18 protein-coding genes and 1 tRNA gene are annotated in these 17,162 nt (G+C 54.5%); 12 read left to right on the forward strand and 7 right to left on the reverse strand.

What is annotated here, in order from left to right; translation table 11 throughout:
• Positions 1 to 4 precede the first annotated feature (4 nt).
• Positions 5 to 865, forward strand: coding sequence for an undecaprenyl-diphosphate phosphatase (locus IE156_RS08380; protein WP_189392060.1), 861 nt, complete (start codon positions 5 to 7; stop codon positions 863 to 865).
• A gap of 895 nt (positions 866 to 1,760) precedes the next feature.
• Here IE156_RS08380 and IE156_RS08385 read toward each other — a convergent pair.
• The 3 genes from IE156_RS08385 to IE156_RS08395 all read right to left on the reverse strand — a co-directional run bounded on the left by IE156_RS08385 (position 1,761) and on the right by IE156_RS08395 (position 3,862).
• On the reverse strand, positions 1,761 to 2,582 hold the full coding sequence (locus tag IE156_RS08385; RefSeq protein WP_189392061.1) for a UDP-2,3-diacylglucosamine diphosphatase: 822 nt from the start codon (positions 2,580 to 2,582) through the stop codon (positions 1,761 to 1,763).
• Positions 2,569 to 3,081 (reverse strand): peptidylprolyl isomerase, encoded by a 513-nt coding sequence (locus IE156_RS08390; RefSeq protein WP_189392062.1) that lies wholly within the window; start codon positions 3,079 to 3,081, stop codon positions 2,569 to 2,571. The genes IE156_RS08385 and IE156_RS08390 overlap by 14 nt, the downstream gene beginning before the upstream one ends.
• A 169-nt stretch (positions 3,082 to 3,250) precedes the next feature.
• Entirely contained in the window at positions 3,251 to 3,862 is a 612-nt protein-coding gene (locus tag IE156_RS08395; RefSeq protein ID WP_229841119.1) for a tetratricopeptide repeat protein, read from the reverse strand.
• Between the two features lie 264 nt (positions 3,863 to 4,126).
• Between IE156_RS08395 and cysS the strand changes: the two genes are divergently transcribed.
• The 10 genes from cysS (at position 4,127) to IE156_RS08445 (ending at position 12,517) form a co-directional block, all read left to right on the forward strand.
• Positions 4,127 to 5,578 carry a cysteine--tRNA ligase gene (gene cysS / locus IE156_RS08400; protein ID WP_189392063.1) on the forward strand — a complete coding sequence of 484 codons (1,452 nt, stop codon included), beginning with the start codon at positions 4,127 to 4,129 and terminating at the stop codon, positions 5,576 to 5,578.
• The gene (locus IE156_RS08405) at positions 5,563 to 6,234 is read left to right on the forward strand and encodes a DNA-3-methyladenine glycosylase family protein (RefSeq protein WP_189392064.1); all 672 of its coding nucleotides are present in this window, start codon (positions 5,563 to 5,565) and stop codon (positions 6,232 to 6,234) included. The genes cysS and IE156_RS08405 overlap by 16 nt, the downstream gene beginning before the upstream one ends.
• A 27-nt stretch (positions 6,235 to 6,261) precedes the next feature.
• Positions 6,262 to 7,227, forward strand: coding sequence for an acetyl-CoA carboxylase carboxyltransferase subunit alpha (locus IE156_RS08410; RefSeq protein WP_189392065.1), 966 nt, complete (start codon positions 6,262 to 6,264; stop codon positions 7,225 to 7,227).
• 130 nt (positions 7,228 to 7,357) lie between these two features.
• Positions 7,358 to 8,305, forward strand: coding sequence for a tRNA lysidine(34) synthetase TilS (gene tilS, locus IE156_RS08415; protein ID WP_373296511.1), 948 nt, complete (start codon positions 7,358 to 7,360; stop codon positions 8,303 to 8,305).
• Between the two features lie 167 nt (positions 8,306 to 8,472).
• On the forward strand, positions 8,473 to 9,726 hold the full coding sequence (locus IE156_RS08420; RefSeq protein ID WP_189392066.1) for an aspartate kinase: 1,254 nt from the start codon (positions 8,473 to 8,475) through the stop codon (positions 9,724 to 9,726).
• A 60-nt stretch (positions 9,727 to 9,786) separates the two neighbouring features.
• Positions 9,787 to 9,879, forward strand: a tRNA-Ser gene (locus IE156_RS08425).
• Between the two features lie 415 nt (positions 9,880 to 10,294).
• A complete protein-coding gene (locus tag IE156_RS08430; RefSeq protein ID WP_229841123.1) occupies positions 10,295 to 10,855 on the forward strand; it encodes a hypothetical protein in 561 nt (186 codons plus the stop codon).
• A 170-nt stretch (positions 10,856 to 11,025) separates the two neighbouring features.
• A complete protein-coding gene (locus IE156_RS08435; RefSeq protein WP_189392067.1) occupies positions 11,026 to 11,166 on the forward strand; it encodes a hypothetical protein in 141 nt (46 codons plus the stop codon).
• The gene (locus IE156_RS08440; RefSeq protein WP_229841125.1) at positions 11,156 to 12,076 is read left to right on the forward strand and encodes a prohibitin family protein; all 921 of its coding nucleotides are present in this window, start codon (positions 11,156 to 11,158) and stop codon (positions 12,074 to 12,076) included. Before IE156_RS08435 ends, IE156_RS08440 begins: the two co-directional genes overlap by 11 nt.
• 81 nt (positions 12,077 to 12,157) lie before the next feature.
• On the forward strand, positions 12,158 to 12,517 hold the full coding sequence (locus IE156_RS08445) for a DUF4870 family protein (protein ID WP_189392068.1): 360 nt from the start codon (positions 12,158 to 12,160) through the stop codon (positions 12,515 to 12,517).
• On the opposite strand, the gene IE156_RS08450 is transcribed toward IE156_RS08445, so the two are convergent.
• From IE156_RS08450 to IE156_RS08460, 3 genes are all read right to left on the reverse strand, one after another.
• Complete coding sequence (locus IE156_RS08450) at positions 12,518 to 13,516, reverse strand: AraC-like ligand-binding domain-containing protein (protein ID WP_229841127.1); 999 nt, start codon at positions 13,514 to 13,516, stop codon at positions 12,518 to 12,520.
• A gap of 208 nt (positions 13,517 to 13,724) precedes the next feature.
• The gene (locus IE156_RS08455) at positions 13,725 to 14,795 is read right to left on the reverse strand and encodes a nitrilase (protein ID WP_229841129.1); all 1,071 of its coding nucleotides are present in this window, start codon (positions 14,793 to 14,795) and stop codon (positions 13,725 to 13,727) included.
• A 213-nt stretch (positions 14,796 to 15,008) separates the two neighbouring features.
• The gene (locus IE156_RS08460; RefSeq protein ID WP_189392069.1) at positions 15,009 to 15,275 is read right to left on the reverse strand and encodes a hypothetical protein; all 267 of its coding nucleotides are present in this window, start codon (positions 15,273 to 15,275) and stop codon (positions 15,009 to 15,011) included.
• Positions 15,276 to 15,384: 109 nt separating this feature from the next.
• Between IE156_RS08460 and IE156_RS08465 the strand changes: the two genes are divergently transcribed.
• Positions 15,385 to 15,975, forward strand: a complete 591-nt coding sequence (locus IE156_RS08465; RefSeq protein ID WP_189392258.1) for a phenylacetic acid degradation protein PaaY — start codon at positions 15,385 to 15,387, stop codon at positions 15,973 to 15,975.
• Between the two features lie 173 nt (positions 15,976 to 16,148).
• On the opposite strand, the gene IE156_RS08470 is transcribed toward IE156_RS08465, so the two are convergent.
• Entirely contained in the window at positions 16,149 to 17,048 is a 900-nt protein-coding gene (locus IE156_RS08470; protein WP_189392070.1) for a hypothetical protein, read from the reverse strand.
• Positions 17,049 to 17,162: the final 114 nt, after the last annotated feature.

The raw sequence follows: 17,162 nt of genomic DNA on the forward strand, positions 1-17,162 counted from the left end.
CAACATGACTGAGCAAACTATCTATCTGTTGAAGGCCCTGTTTTTGGGGATTATCGAAGGTATTACGGAGTTTATTCCGGTCTCCAGCACGGCACACTTGCTGATTCTAGGCTCCTGGATTGATTTTTCCTCGGGTGATGCCAAGGTGTTTGAGGTCGTGATTCAGTTCGGGTCGATCTTGGCTGTGGTCTGGATTTTCCGTGCCCGCTTGATTCAACTGATCATGGGAACCTTGCGGGGTGATCGCACCGAGATGATGTTTACTCGTAATCTGCTGATCGCCTTTTTGCCCGCTGCGGTGATTGGTGCTTTGACGATTCAGTATGTCAAAGCTCTGTTTCATCATCAGATTGTGTTTGTGTTCACGCTGATCCTGGGTGGTTTGCTGATGCTGTGGGTGGAGCGCAAGCCGCAATATGCGAAGAATACGTCTGAGGCTAATCAGGGAGAAACGGCGACTTCGCAAAAGGCCACGGCTTTTGCTTTGGAGGAGATCACCTGGAAGCAGGCTTTGGTGGTTGGCTTTGCCCAGTGTGTTGCGATGGTGCCAGGCACTTCGCGTTCGGGAGCGACGATTATCGGCGGCATGCTGGCCGGTATTCAGCGTAAGACAGCGACGGAGTTTTCTTTCTTTCTGGCGATGCCAACGATGTTAGCGGCAACGGTTTATGATTTGTATCGCAATGGCGCGTCTTTAAGTGCCGATCAAGGCACGGCGATTATTGTCGGCTTTGTAGCGGCCTTCTTCAGTGCTCTGTTCTTGGTGAAGGCGGTGCTGCGTTTTGTTTCCAGCCGTACGTATCGGCCCTTCGCCTGGTATCGAATTGCTTTGGGGGCGGTATTGTTTGTTTGGTTGATGACCTAGTTTTCTGCTCATCCAGAGGTTTTGGAATCCCCGCTTGGACTTTGTTGTGCCAGCGGGGATTTTTCTTGTCTGCTGCCTATGGGATCTGCTCGTTTGTTCCAGTTTATTTAATGAGGGCTTGGTGATGTGTTTGTTTAAGCAGGTGAGGAGCCGAAAGGTTGGGGAAGCGCTTTGTTAGGAGCAGGGTTGGGCTCTGTTGAGACGCCTCTCGATTGCTCTGCCCCGGTATCCGGGCTGACTACTTGCCGGTGCTGCGCACCGGTGCCCTTGTCGGTGTCTTGATCCGGGCGCACTCTGAACTCGCCCGGTGGTTTGTCCCCCGGACAAACCACAAGCGTCGGGCTCGAACAGCAGAGTGCTTGCACCCCGGCTCAAAACACCGACCGCGGCAAGCAGTCTGAATCGCCCAGATACCGGGGCAGAGCAACCGAGAGGCTCAAGTTGAGGACAGGGCAAGCGCGCTGCCGAGCTACCTTCGTTTTATCTTCTGTAGATGAGGAATATGGCTGGGATATTGTGTTGGCAAGAGCCACTGTCTCGTTTGCGTTTTTGAGGGGGCGGGAGTGGTCGACGGGGCGAGTCAGGGCTCTGGCCGCAGGCTCTTGAAACATCCAGAATGCAAGCCCTGTGCTGTTTGAGCCGGACGCTTGCACTTGGTCCGCGGGACCAAGTACCCGGCGAGTTCACAGGGCGCCTGGATGTTTCAAGAGACCAGGGAACCCGTGCGCAGCGCGGGCCGGAGACCCGACAAGTCGACCACTCCCGCCCCCTCAAAAATGCTTATGCAGCCCCGCTGACCCCTGCACTGATCATGATGAGCAGTCGACGCTCAACATCGCGAAGTTAGCTACAGAGAAATGACCATGTGAGTCGATCACAGCCCATCCCGTCAGCCTCAAGAAGAAGCCAAGTTTATGTAGCGCCCAGTGTCTTGACACTGATCCTCTTGCCCCCACTGGTGCAAGCACAGTTGCACACCTTCAATACTGATATAGCCGCCGCGACGAACCCCGTCAGAAGATTCAGAATCCCAATCAGGCAACACCCAACGACGTATCGAATCAAAGCCAGGAATGTCATGTACCGCAGGTCGGTGCGTATGACCATGCACCATCGCCCGCACAGAGTGTGCCTCGCAGGCCGCAACAATAGCCGCTGGCTGCACATCCATAATGTCCGTGGACTTGTACTGTTTGCCGCGCTGGCTACCCGCACGGGCAGAGTCGGCAATACGCTGACGCAAACTTAAGGGGCAGGCCAGATATAACTTCTGCAGCCAGGGCTTGCGTACCCAATAGCGAAAACGCTGATAAGCCAGATCATCCAGACAGTACTCGTCGCCATGAGACATCAAAATTAAACCGGCAGACGTATCGAGTACAACGTAATCAGGCAAGAGCGTGGCATGGACATGGTGGGCGTAAGTCTCGCCCAGCAAAAAGTCGCGATTACCGCGCATCAGATATAAAGAATGACAGGACGAAAATGCCCGCAAAGCCTCGCTGACTTGAGTAAGCCAGGGAGCAGGGCGGGCGATTTGATCGTCACCAATCCAGGCATTGAAAATATCACCGCCCAGAATCAAGTTATGAGCTTGATGCTGGGCGGAGTGCAGAAACTGCAAAAAATCCTGGACGGTGTCTGGATTGTCGGGACCCAAATGCAGGTCCGCCGCAATCCAGACATTGCCCGAAAGCGTGAGCTTATTCGGTGACAAGCGTCGCTTTTTCCAAAATGACGTCCTCAACAGGAACGTCCTGGTGGAAGCCCTTGTTGCCCGTGCGCACGGTACGGATCTTGTCGACCACATCCATGCCTTCGATCACGCGGCCAAACACAGCGTAGCCCCAGCCGTTGGCCGTAGGAGCTGTGAAGTTCAGGAAATCGTTGTCAGCCACGTTGATGAAGAACTGGGCAGTCGCCGAGTGTGGGTCGGACGTGCGGGCCATAGCCAGCGTGTACTTTTCGTTCTTCAAGCCATTGTCGGCTTCGTTTTTGACAGGAGCATTGGTGGATTTTTGCTTCATGTCGGCCTCAAAACCGCCGCCCTGGACCATGAAGTTATTGATCACACGGTGAAATACGGTGCCGTCATAAAAGCCGCTGGACACGTAGTCTACAAAGTTGGCCACGGTGTTAGGGGCTTTTTCTGCATTCAGTTCAACCAGGATCGTGCCATGGTTAGTTTGCAGTTGGACGCGTGGAGAGGTGCTCATAGAAGTGCCTTCAGAAGAAGTGGAAGAATCTGCTGCCATAGCTGGGCTGCTCATCATAGGCATAGCCATACAGGCAGCAATAAGCAGGGTGCGCAAGCTGCGAGCCTGATCACACCATTGAAATGTGCTTGCAAACATAAGATAGGGGCAATCCCGTCAAAGAAAAATCTTATTGTTGCAGAATTTGGCCGGTTTGTTGTGCACGCTGGGCGGCTTTAGGCACACCGCTGGCGGCGGCTTGACGGTACGTGTCATTAGCCAGCATCAGTTGCACTTCACCCATATTGGCGCGTGCCAAGGCATAAGAAGGATCTGCCGTCAGGGCCATTTTCAAAGCCTCCAAAGCCAGATCCAGCTTGTCTTGCGCAATGTATTCAGCCGCCAGATTATTCCAGGGCTCAGGAAGCTCAGGATAATACATGGTCATGTCTTGATAAATGCCGATGGCGCCATTGTGGTCACCACTGGCTGCTAATGCGCGTGCTTTCAAAAACAGCAACTGTACATTCGCACCGGGCTCGCCCCTGTTCTTGCGTTGCTCCAGCTGCTTGTCGATCGCTTGCAAAGCATCAGCATGACGGCCCTGGGCAATCAAGGTGCTGATACGCTGGCTGACTTGAGCGGCGCTAAGCGGCAAAGACGTATCGGCACTGGGGGCCAGCACATCCAACGCACGGGCCAGACCTTTCCAGCCGCGTTCAGGTTCGGGGGCAATATCCAACAGCGGATCATTTACCCGCGCACTGGGTGGGGGCAAATCGGGCAGGGATTGAGCACTCACGTTTTGACCGAGGGCCAGCAAAAGGGCCAAGGTGCAAGGAGCGAGAAACCGAGTCCGTCTAGGTGTACTGAACACAGAGGGGGCGCCTATAAAATCTGGCTTGAAGACCAGGAAGGTTGGTAGATTGCTGCCTTTAACGAGGTCTGCTTGCTATACTTATTGACCATCATTCTAACCTTGCCTCTTGCCAGGCGGGAAATACGGAACATAAGCCAGGGGCAATCGTTCTGGCGCAATGTTCCGATTTTATGACGATTACAGGCCATGTTGCGCATTTATAACTCGTTATCACGCTCTAAAGAGGTGTTTTCTCCGGTTGAACCGGGCCACGTACGTATGTACGTCTGCGGCATGACGGTCTACGACTTCTGTCACCTGGGACACGCCCGTATGCTGGTCAGCTTTGACATTGTTCAACGCTGGTTGCGAGCGAGCGGGTACGGCGTCTCTTATGTACGCAACATTACGGATATTGACGACAAAATCATCCGCCGTGCCGTTGAGCGCGGGCAGCTCATGTCTGAAGTTACTGACTTCTATATTGATGCCATGCATGCCGACGAAAAGGCATTGGGTGTGCAAAGCCCCGATTCGGAGCCTCGTGCCACGCAGCACGTGCCCGATATGTTGGGCATTATTGCCAAGCTGGAAGAAAACGGCCTGGCCTATCAGTCCGAAGACGGTGATGTGAACTACGCGGTGCGTCAGTTCCCCGGCTACGGCAAACTGTCGGGCCGCTCCCTGGACGATCTGCGTGCAGGCGAGCGTGTCGCCCTGAATTCCGCCAAGCGCGACCCTCTGGACTTTGTGCTGTGGAAATCGGCTAAAGATGAAGAGCCTACCGAATCCAAATGGGAGTCCTCTTACGGCCTGGGTCGCCCGGGCTGGCATATTGAGTGCTCGGCCATGAGCAAGGCCCTCTTGGGTCTGCCTTTGGATATTCACGGTGGTGGTCCGGATTTGAAGTTCCCCCACCACGAAAACGAAATCGCCCAAACGGAAGGTGCCTTTGGCGGCCAGATGGCCAATGTCTGGATGCACTGCGGCCCCCTGATGGTGGACTCGGAAAAAATGTCCAAGTCCCTGGGTAATTTCCGTCGCATCCGCGATACCGTCGCGCCCGACGGTTTGGCCGACGAAGAAAGCAGCTATACCGCTAATCCGCGTGAAGCTGAAATGCTGCGCTTCTTTATTGTGCGCAACCATTACCGCAGCTTGCAGAACTACGCGCCCGACAATCTGCGCGATGCTCAGCAAGCCTTGGATCGTCTGTACCAGACTTTGCAGAACGTTTCTGCAGCTGATGTTCAGATCGACTGGACTCAAGGCCCGGCTCTGGCATTTGCCCAGGCTATGGACGATGATTTCAATACTGCCGGTGCGGTTGCTGTTTTATTTGAGCTGGCTGGCCAAGCCAACCGTGACAAAGACGCTCAGGCTGCCGGTTTGATGCGTGCCTTGGGTGGGGTCATCGGCCTCTTGCAAGTGGACCCCGCTGTCTATTGGCGTGCCAGCACCCGCTTCGGTCAGGCTGTCAGCGTGGCCGGGGCTGACTCCCTGAGCGACGCCCAGATTGACGAACTGCTGGCTGAACGCGGCCAGGCCAAACAGAACCGCGACTTTGCACGCGCCGATGCCATCCGTGTGCAGCTTAAAGAGCAGGGCGTTGAGCTGGAAGATCGGCCAGGTGGAGCGACACAATGGCGCAGGGCCTAAGCGGCGTTCAATCCGGCCCTCAAGTACGTTTGGTGGGCAAGCCTGATTACTGGGACGACGCGTGCGCCCAGCTGATGAAGCGCGATCGTATCCTGCGTAAGCTGATTCCCCGGCACGGTGATTATTGGCTGCAACACCAGTCACCCGCTTTCACTACCCTGGTGCGCTCCATCGTGGGTCAGCAATTGGCGTCGCGTACCGCAGATCTGCTCTGGACCAAGCTGCTGGAGGGTTGCGGGCAAGCCTTGTCGCCTGAACTTATTTTAGAGCTGGGTTACGAGGCCTTGAATGGTCTGGGCCTGCCTAAACGCAAGGCCGAATATATAGTTGATTTGGCGGCACACTTTGATGCCCGTAAAATTGACCCCCAGGCATGGCAGTCCCTGTCTGACGAAGCCGTGATTGCTGACTTGTGCGCCATTCGTGGCGTGGGTCGCTGGACGGCAGATATGTTTCTGATTTTCAACTTGCACAGACCCGATGTTCTCCCTTTGGATGATGCGGGCCTGCTCAAGGCAATCTCTCAGCACTATTTCAGCGGTGAGCCGGTATCCCGGTTCGAGGCGCGGGAAGTTGCTCAAGCGTGGGCACCGTGGTGCACGGTGGCTACCTGGCATCTGTGGCGCAGTCTGAACACAGTTGCGGTACGATATTAAATTAGGCCTAAACCCTTAAGAACCAACATGCGAAATACATTCCTGGAATTTGAGCAGCCTTTGGCCGAGCTCGAAGGCAAAATCGAAGAGCTCCGCTATGTGCAATCTGATTCCGCTGTGGATATTTCAGAGGAACTCAGCCGTCTGCAGCAGAAAAGTCAGACTCTGGCTAAAAATATTTATGCCAAGCTGACTCCTTGGCAAACGGCTCTGGTTGCTCGTCATCCACAACGTCCATACACACTGGACTATGTAAACCAGATTTTCTCGGACTTCCACGAGCTGCATGGCGATCGCATGTATGCGGACGACCTGGCGATTGTGGGTGGTCTGGCCCGTTTCAACGGCACGCCCTGCATGATCATTGGTCATCAAAAAGGCCGTGATACCAAAGAGCGTGCTCGCCGCAACTTCGGTATGCCACGTCCCGAAGGCTATCGTAAAGCCTTGCGTTTGATGCGTCTGGCCGAAAAATTCGGTATCCCCGTCTTTACCTTTGTGGACACCCCCGGCGCCTACCCAGGCATTGGTGCTGAAGAGCGCGGTCAGTCTGAAGCCATTGGCCACAACCTGTTTGCCATGGCCAAGCTGCGTGTGCCTATCATCTCCACCATTATTGGTGAAGGCGGTTCGGGCGGTGCGTTGGCGATTGCCGTAGGCGACGTAGTCTCCATGCTGCAATATTCCACCTACGCCGTAATTTCGCCAGAAGGTTGTGCCTCGATCCTGTGGCGCAGTGCAGATAAAGCGCCTGTGGCGGCGGAAGCGCTGGCTATTACCGCCCCACGTCTGATCGAGCTGGGTCTGGTTGATCGCGTTATCAATGAACCCATCGGTGGCGCGCATCGCGACCCCACCATGATGGCACGTCAGCTCGGTCGTGCGCTGGCTGACGCCCTGCGTCAGGTCGCAGGCCTGACTACCGAGCAACTGCTGGCGCGGCGTATGGACCGCCTCTTGGCCCACGGTCGCTACCAGGAAGTTCGTGCCTGATCCTCTGCCTTCCAGTCAGCTGGGGGGCTTTAGCCCCTCACCCCCGCTGCTGGAGGCGCTTAACCATCACCTAAGTTTTAAAAGCGGCGATAGCGTCGCTATTGCCTTAAGTGGTGGTGCGGACTCGGCGATGCTGGCGGTACATGCCCATATCTGGGCCAGCCGCCGCCAAGTCACACTTCATTTTTTTCATATTCATCACGGCCTGCAAGCGATTGCCGATCAATGGCAGCAGCACGTGCATGATCTGGCGGTTCGTTTGCAGCGGCCCTGTCATAGCTTGCGGGTACAGGTTCAGCCACGCAGCTTAAGTGCCGATGGCATGGAATCGGCAGCGCGTGATGCCCGCTATCAAGGTCTGGCCCAACTGGCGCAGTTTGTCGGTTTGCAGCATGTGCTGCTGGCTCATCACCAGGATGATCAGGCTGAAACTGTCTTGATGCGTTTGCTGCGCGGCACGGGCACTACCGGCCTGGGTGCGATGGCGCCCCATATGCAGCGCGATCATCTCAATTATTGGCGACCTTGGCTGGATCAGCCCCGGGCTCGTATTCTTCAAGCCAGTGATGAGTTTGCGGCCGCCACGGCGTGGCACGCGGTGCAAGACCCCACCAATATCAATCCCGATTACACCCGTGGCGCTGTGCGCGATCTGCTCACGCCTGTGCTGGATGCCCGCTGGCCGGGATGGCAGAGTCTCCTGCAACGTCAGGCTCAGCTAAGCCGGGAAACACAGGAAGTATTGGACAGTGTGGCCAGCCAGGATTGGCAGACGCTGGAGTCGGATGAGGCAGGGCGTAGTTTTAGTCTGAGCGCCTGGCGTCAGCTGGAACCGGCCCGTCAAAGCATGGTGATCCGTTATTGGCTGCAAAAGCAGGATGCCGGCTTACCGACCCAGGCACGTCTGGCAGAGCTTTTGCGCCAGCTGCGCGGCGTGCATGCCCAAGGGCACGACAGAAATTTGATCTGGAAACATGGACCGCATCTGATCCGCTGTGTGCGTGGTCGGGTGCAGATTGAGCCTGTAGATTTGCTCAATCAGAACGACGGCTTCAAAGCCGATCAAGCAAGTGAGTAGTTTGGGGTGGCCTGTGGCAGGAGCGTGGGCTATGGTGTTGAGTCGACAAAGTATGTGTTTTTTTGCGCTGGCATAGGTTTGAGCCTGCGTTTGGGGCGCAGAAAGTCGTTAGAATAGTTGGGTTTTGTGTCTATCCCAGACCTTAGCCCTTTGATGCAGAGTAAAAGATGTCCCTGATCGTACATAAATATGGCGGCACGTCGATGGGCTCGATCGAGCGCATCCAGAATGTGGCGCGTCGGGTTGCCAAATGGCATGCCGCCGGGCACCAAGTGGTGGTAGTTCCTTCGGCCATGTCCGGCGAAACCAACCGTTTGTTAGGCCTGGCAAAAGAACTGAGTATTCAGCCTGATCCGCGCGAGCTGGATATGCTGGCTGCCACTGGCGAACAAGCCAGCAGCGCCTTGCTGGCGATGGCCTTGGCTGCCCAAGGCGTTCCCGCCCGCAGCTATGCCGGTTGGCAAGTTCCTGTGCAGACCGACAATGCCTACACCCGTGCCCGCATTCGTTCTATTGATGACACCCGTATTCGCCAGGATCTGGACGCAGGCCGTGTGGTCGTTGTGACCGGTTTCCAAGGTGTGGATGAAGAAGGCAACATCACGACCCTGGGTCGTGGCGGCTCGGACACCTCCGCGGTGGCTGTGGCAGCGGCCATGAAGGCCAGCGAATGCCTGATTTACACCGATGTGGATGGTGTCTACACCACCGACCCGCGTGTGGTGCCAGAAGCGCGCCGCATGAAAGTGCTGTCCTTTGAAGAAATGCTGGAAATGGCCTCTTTGGGTTCCAAGGTTCTTCAAATCCGGTCCGTAGAATTTGCAGGCAAGTACCGGGTTCCTGTCCGTGTCTTGTCCTCTATGACCGACCCCATGATTCCGCTCGAAGAAGAAATGTCTTCGGGCACGCTGATTACTTTCGAGGAAGATCAAAAAATGGAAGCTGCCGTTGTCTCTGGCATCGCCTTCAGCCGTGATGAAGCCAAATTCACCCTGCGTGCCGTACCTGACACCCCCGGTGTGGCGTATTCCATTCTGGGCCCCATCGCAGCGGCCAATATCGAAGTCGACATGATTTTGCAGAACCTGTCGGTTCAAGGCACCACAGACTTTTCCTTCACCGTCAGCCGCAACGATGCGCTGCGTACCAAGGAATTGTTGATGAACCAGGTGGGCCCGGCTGTTGGCGCTGGCGAAATCGTCTTTGACGAAGCCGTGTGTAAAGTGTCCATCGTTGGCATTGGCATGCGTAACCACGCTGGTATTGCCAGCTCTATGTTCCGTGCCTTGTCCGAAGAGGGCATCAACATCCAGATGATCAGCACCAGCGAGATCAAGACCTCGGTCATTATTGCGGACAAGTACATGGAATTGGCTGTACGTGCCCTGCACAAGACTTTCGAGCTGGATCAGGAAAAATAATCCATTTAGCTATTTGCATTGGTTTTTTATAAATGCTATAGTAGCTTCTTTCCTAGAGCTGGAGACGTGGCCGAGAGGTTGAAGGTACTCCCCTGCTAAGGGAGCATACGGCTTATACCCGTATCGAGGGTTCGAATCCCTCCGTCTCCGCCAGCTGGAAATAATTAAGCCCTTGTCTTTCAAGGGCTTTTTTATTGCCTATCGCATTGTGAATAGAGTTCACTACCTAGCGTTCATGATCCGTGCCTTGTTTGTTTGATGAATAAATCGGCACAGAGAGGCATCAGGATAGGGACTGTGCCGCTCCAAGTACCAGAATAAAATAAATAATTGTTACTTTATTAGCGCTCATCTCAGCTGGATTTGAGCGTGCTGCCAAGCGGCTCAGGTGAGTTTTAACCGTACTCATTTGCTAGAGTGCAAGGCTTTTCAATTCAAGACTGTTGAGGATTGAAAAGGCTGTGTTGTTTTTGGCACAGCCCCAGAAATCTGGTTAGCCTAGTGCTTACAATCGAAGCGTGTGTTTTGCGTCGTTCAAGACGGGTAGTCTTGTTTTTTAGGGCGAGCGATGATTAAACGAGTCCTCTGTATCTGCGGCATGGCCTTGATGGGCTTGCCTTTTTTGGCGTCTTCGTCTGAGCTGGCATTGGATGAGCAAGTCGTGACTCGTTACGTGCAAAGCCTGCGCGAGATCTTGCCTGTTCTGCAAACCGTGGAGCGCAGTGAACCAGTTTGGGATGGGGCCTTGGCTGATGGCCTGCCGCCCTTGCTGGAATTAGCCCAAGTCGAACGCGGCTCGGAGCTGTATCGCCAACTGAACAACTTGACTCAGAAATACGGCTTTGCGGGGCTGGAGCAATGGAATGCTCTGGGCCAGCACATCTGGCTCACCCGCCTTTACATACAAGAGCGGGAAGATCTCGATATGGTCTACGAGCAGCTGGATGCCTTGGAAGTGGCTTTACGGGATAACACACGTCAATATTCCACGGCGGAGCTCGAACAATTGTTGCGCACTTTTCAAGAGAGCAAAACGCATATCTTGCGCTTGATTGCGACCCGTAGCGATGTGCCTCCGGTACAAGCGCATTTAGGCGACCTGGATGCGGCGATAGCAACCCTGGAATAGCGGCAAAGAGGACCTTCAGTTGTATCAGGTGCTGCAATGGCGTCTGTTCATTATTTGTTACCAGCAATTCTGTCCATTTGCGATGTTTTGACGTTTCTTTTTAAAGCGTGACAGAAGGAATCGGTGATAATTGCCCTCTAATTGAAATCTAGTGGGAAGACTGAAGCGTCATGCGTATCATCTTGATTTTGTTGGGGGCCGCAGTATTGGCCTACTTGATTGCTAAAGGCATACGGCAACTGATGGTTGAACGTCGTCAACGGAAAGACGAGACGCAACAGCCACGCAAAGGAAGCCGTGATGAGCATTGATAAAAACACAATTACCAAACTGACCACAGGAACCAAGCGAGAGGGTGGCGCGGGTTTTTCCAAAGGACTCGCGTTCTTGGGTGGTGCCGTAATTATTTTCCTGATCCTGATCGTGGCCTCGATGGGCTCGTTTTTGCAGGTAGACCAGGGCGAGCGTGGCGTTGTGCTGCGTAACGGTAAATTGGTCCGTGTGGCTGAACCCGGTCTGGATTTTAAAGTGCCGTTCTTTGATACGGTGCGCAAAATTTCGGTACGAGATCACACGGTTCGCATGCAGCTGGAAGCGTATAGTTTCGACCAGCAGTCCGCCTCCATGGTGGCCTCGGTGACATACCGTGTTCCTGAAACCGATGTCGCCCAGCTGTATTCGGAATATGGTTCACTGGAAGCGCTGGAGGCCCGTTTGCTGGAACGTAAAGCCTTGGACGTCATCAAAAACGTGTTTGGTAAATATACGGCGGCTCAGTCTATTCAGAATCGTGAAAAACTGGGTGCCGATATTAACGAAGCCATGCGAGTGACCCTGGAATCCGCCCCTTTGCAAATGATGGGCGTGCAGGTTGAAGAGGTGTCGTTCTCTAAAGCTTACGAGCAATCGATTGAAAACCGTATGTTGGCCCAGGTTCAAATTGAAACCACCCGCCAACAAAAAGAAACGGCTTCCATCCAGGCTGAAATCCAGGTGGTTCAGGCTGAAGCCGAAGCCCGCGCCCAGCGCGAACGTTACATGGCTGAGGCCGACGGTATTCGTCTGCGTGGTGAAGCCGAAGCCAAAGCTATTTCCGCCAAGGCACAGGCACTTGCCCAAAATACCAACCTGGTCAATTTGAATGCCGTGGAGAAGTGGGACGGCAAGCTGCCAGAAAGCTTGGTTCCTGGTTCGGCCATGCCATTTATCGGGCTGCGTTAATTCTCTGGCCTGAGCAGGTTTTTTTCGGTAGCGTTATGGCACACGTAACGCTACCGTTTGTTTTTCCAAGGAGTAATACGGATGAATGACGATCTGACCCCTGTTCCACAAGGCGGCGGTACAAATCAGCTGGTGAACCTGCGCAACCTGACTCTGATCACTTACGGGCTGTACATCCTGTCCCTGTTCGGTGGTATTACCGCTTTGGTGGCCATCATCATCAACTACGTCAAACGGGACGAGGTAAAGGGAACGTATCTGGAGTCTCACTTTGACTGGCAAATTCGCACCTTTTGGTGGGGGTTGGTCGGGGTTTGCCTGTCCTTTCTCCTGATGACCATTCTGGTCGGTTTTGTGACCATCGCAATTGTCGGCGTCTGGATCCTGTACCGTTTGATCAAAGGGCTGCTCGCCGTCAATGATGGCAAACCGATTGCCTGATTACGTCAGCCTTGTATCCGGCTGAGGAAGCACCCGCATCCTTGCGCGTGCCTCCTTGGGCGGGACACCAAAGTGTTGTCGGAATGTTCGGCTGAAGTGGGCTGAGCTGCTAAATCCCCAGTGATAGGCAATTTCTGTAATAGTCGTGCTGGTGCAGGCAAGACGGCGCAGATCCTGCTCTGCCCCTTTTAGCCGCATCGCCCATATCCAGTTAGTGAGAGAGTCGGACTCGTGTTCCCAGACACGATGCAACGTGCTGGCCGTGATACCCAGACGCTGAGATATTTTGCCAATACTCAGCTCTGGATCGCGCAGGTTCTCCAGCACATAGGCTTTGACCCTGTCGTAGCGCAGTGAGGCCGTATCATCCTTCAAGGATAAGTTGCCCAGGTTTTCTGCCAGCGCCGCCACCAGAATGCCAACCAGGCTGTCGGCAACCGTCATGTCCACCACCGGCCCACCTGCCGGCGGGCTAATCATCAGCTCTGTAACCATGCGCGATAGCAGGCGTGCTGTTCCCGATTGCGCCGTTGCAATCTTGCAGGCCGTCATGTCTTCCGCATTGCGTAATCGTTTGCGTAACACAGAGCCGGGCAATGAAATCACGTACTGCTCAAAATGTTGGTCAAACAAGAGCTCATAAGGACGTGTGGAGTCGTACAGGGCAAGATCACCGGCCCGTAAATAGGCGGACTTGTCATCCTGAATCAGTTGCCCGGCCCCAGCTACTTGAATGCTGAGTAGAAAGACATCTTCTGATGCTTTAGAGATCTGCTGCGGGGTACGCAGCACGGTTTGCGCCGTCGAGCTGATGTGTGAGAGGTTCACCTCTGCCAGTTCACGACGGGTAATTGCGCCAAAGAAGGTATCTGTGGAGCGAGTGGGTACGGCACATTCCAGTTGCACATAGGCCTGATTAACGGCCTCTATCCAGTAGGGGGCTCGCCGGATAGCGGGGATTGCCGTGGTTGACCATTGCTCCATCGATACGCTCTCCATCTCAGATCCGAAGGCGGATTGCAGGGCCTGCAGTCCGCCGAATTGGCTAAGTATCAGGCATGATCGATTGTTTGGGCCAGACCAGAAAGCACGACAAACTATGATATTTTCCGACCAGAAAAACAGGGCAAAAGTCCTGTGTCGGTGGAGCAATAAAGAGAGCGGCCCTGGAACTGACCGAGCGCCAGGGCATTGTCGATCTTGATACTTAGGACGGTTCCTGCAGCAGCGATTTCTCCGTTTCTTGAGCTGGATTCGTCAGCGCTTGAACGCCCTTGTTTCGCAGAGGCTGGTCTAGTGTTTCTTGTACGTATTTGCTCTCTGAATGTACCCGTGTCATGGGTTCACGATGGCCGAAGTCCAGAACCAATCGTGTCGCTTCGGGTTTGGAATAGTGACCAACCGGGTCATTGATAGCCTTGGCGTAGGCGATCTCTTCCATGTTCAAGTCGGCGATGACTAAGCCTTCAGCATCATGTGGCAGGTAGGGAGCTAGCGTGCGTCCGTCCGGCGCAAAAATCATGGAACTGCCACCGCCTACTTTCAGCAAAGATGCATTGTGTTCGCCGACCTCCAGCATATCCAGCGTCTCTTGTGTCACGATACTGCTGGCGGCGATGGTAAAGCACTGCCCCTCAACCGAGTAGATTTGTGACGCGGCCATATTAACCTTGGCGCTCAGGGCGTGGGCTTGCTCGCTATACAGGGAAAAAGAGGGCCAGGCGGCGATGTGGATAGCCTCATGCTGGGAGTACAGCGCGTACTTGCTTAACGGCGAGAGGTGTTCCCAGCAGCACAAGGCGCCGACTCGACCCAGATCGGTCTCGGACACAATCAGGTCACGGGCATAGCCTTCACCGAAAACGGTGCGCTCCACATGCGTGGGTTTGAGTTTGCGGCGTGACCATAGCAGCTCGCCTTTATCGCTGATCAGACATTGCCCTAGATACAGGCTGCCGCCGCTGCGTTCGCTATAACCGAGCGCGATAAAAATACCCAAGCTGCGTGCGGCTTCGGCAATGCGTCGATATTCTGCGCTGTCCAGCGATAAGGAGTTGGCAAAGTAGCGTGCGCTGTATTTCAGGGACCAGGCGGGAGCACCCAGCCAGACATGAAAGGGATAGCCGGGTAACCAGGTTTCTCCAAACACGATCAGGTCACAACCCTCATCGCGAGCCTGGCGTGCCAGCTCAATGGTTTTATCTACGCCGACGGCCAGATCGTAGTTAGGAGAGGCCGCTTGTACGGCGGCGGCTCTGACGATTTTCCTTGTCCCCATATATCCTCCTTGTCGCGGTATCCGCGATCCTGCACATGAGTCCGCGCCTATTCGAGGGCCCGGTTTTCTTGGTTTGTGTCAGTGTAGGAGGGTAAATGGCTAATGAATTGACTGGCAGGCGCAGAGTCTTTGACTGGGAGACGCAAGCGGCGGGATTTAAGGGCACGACTTAAACCCGCATTTTGCCGCGGCAGGAAGGAAAACGTGTTTGCGTCAGGCTTGAGGCAGGGAAAAACTATATTGCACCGTCAGGCCCATGCCGACGACCCACAAAATCAGGGGCACAGGTCTCATCAGCAAGCCAGGAATAGCGCGCAGGATAAAGCTGATCAGGCGGGTGAACAGCCAGAATAAAGGAGGCGACTGATCTTTTTCTTTCATGTAGATCATGCCTTGCGACAGTAAAGAAGACTGGGACAGGTAGGCAGCGTAGAACACCATGCCCAGGGCAAAAGCCAGCCAGTAATACAACATGCTCATAGGATGCAAAAAGAAAGAGGACGGCGCATTATATCGGTCTGTAGCAGCTATGATCGTATTTTTGGCCGGGCGTTTGGTCGGCTGGGTGCAGGCTTTGTACGAGGCAGGTATGCAAAATATTTATTCTATTGATGGTGTGGTGCCGGTGGTTCATCCCACGGCCTATGTCCATCCTACCGCTGTACTGATTGGTGACGTCATTATTGGCGAGGGCGTGTACATCGGCCCCCTGGCCAGTTTGCGGGGCGATTTTGGTCGCATCATCATGAAGGCTGGCTCCAATATTCAAGATACCTGTGTCATCCACGGTACGCCTTATCAGGACACGATCGTGCATGAAGATGGGCACGTTGGGCATGGTGCCGTTTTGCATGGCTGTGTCATTGGACGCAACGTGCTGGTGGGAATGAACGCGGTGGTGATGGATGCGGCGGACATCGGTGCAGACAGCATTATTGGTGCCATGGCTTTTGTGAAAAAAGGCATGCAAGTGCCACCGCGCAGTCTGGTGGCAGGGTCTCCGGCCACGGTGGTCAAAGAGCTGGATCAGAAAGCCATTGATGGCAAATTCTTCGGTACTCGCATGTATCAGCGCTTGGCGCAGCGTTCGCTGGCAACCATGCAGCGCGTAGAGCCCTTGACCGAAGTTGAAGCAGATCGACCGCGCCTGCGTGAGGATCAAATCTATCCAGTGGATTAATGGTGTACGGGCTTAAACAGAATTATTAAAGCGGCTTTGACTTAGGCTTCTTGGCTAAACAAGCAAGAGCCGCGGCTGGCTTGTCTGGGTCGGGCGTGCTTGTGCAGGCCCGGTTAGCCTGCCGTTCCAGCTTTTCTTCTGTAGTGGCTGGGGGCTGAGCCTAGCCGCCCCAACTATTCCACTTTTTTAAACTCTTCAAATATCTGCCCAGGGCCACCGGCGTAGGGATGGGCGGCCTTGTAGTTGCCTGAGGAAAAGAAAGTCGTGGAGAACTCCCCTGCTTTGTAGACGGGAGCTTTAGAGGAGCTTGGCTTGTACTCGCCTTCGATCAGCTCCAGCCTGACATACTGGTCGGTGATTTCTTTGACCCGCCAGCGCGTATCTTTCACGCTGATATAGGGGCCCGGTAAAAACTCTTTCTGGGTGGCGTCATAGTGGCGATATGGGGTGACGATATCCCCCACCGCAAAGCTAGGCAGGACTTTTTGTTTTGCCGCTTCTCTTTGCCTTTGTGCTGCATGGCTTTCGGGGCACTGAGCCAGGCCCGCCGACAAGGAGCCAGCCGAGCCTGCGACAGGTGGGAATAAGGAAAGATATTTTGAGCCGCTTGCGACAGGAACAATGCCGATCAGCCCCGCGCCACTGTTTGTCTGTATAACAGCCAGATTGCCCGTCTGATCCAGAAATAGCTTAATCCCACCCCAGGAGCAGCCCACGCCGGGGCTGTCATTGCTGCCGCATTGTGAGGCGCTTTTGATCTCCAGAGCCCCATCGTTGCCTACTTGATAGTCTTGTCCACGCAAGTAATGGCGGGAGCCCGTGATATTCAGGTTTTTGTCCAGATACTCGCTGGCGAATTCGTCTTTGGACAAGACCTTGAACCTGACCAGTTCTACCTCTCGTGCCGTCCAGAAACCAAGAAGATGCGAGAGTACGTAGCCACCCCGGTAGACGCTGTCTTCAGTTGCATAGCTGCCGTGCTGGCAGAAATAGCTGCTTTGACCTTGGAGCAAGCCTGAGGCTGGCTTGGTAGTGGAAATTCTGGGATCGGAGTACGTAGAGCATCCCGTCATTAACAGCGCCGCAAGAATACAAGTGATTTTGTTCGTCATGGTTCTTTAGAAGAGGCGGGACAGACATGGGCTGCTTTTCAGCGGCTTGATTGCGCAGCAGCTTTGCATCGGTGG

The sequence above is a fragment of the Alcaligenes pakistanensis genome, from assembly GCF_014652815.1.
GTDB lineage: Bacteria > Pseudomonadota > Gammaproteobacteria > Burkholderiales > Burkholderiaceae_B > Alcaligenes > Alcaligenes pakistanensis.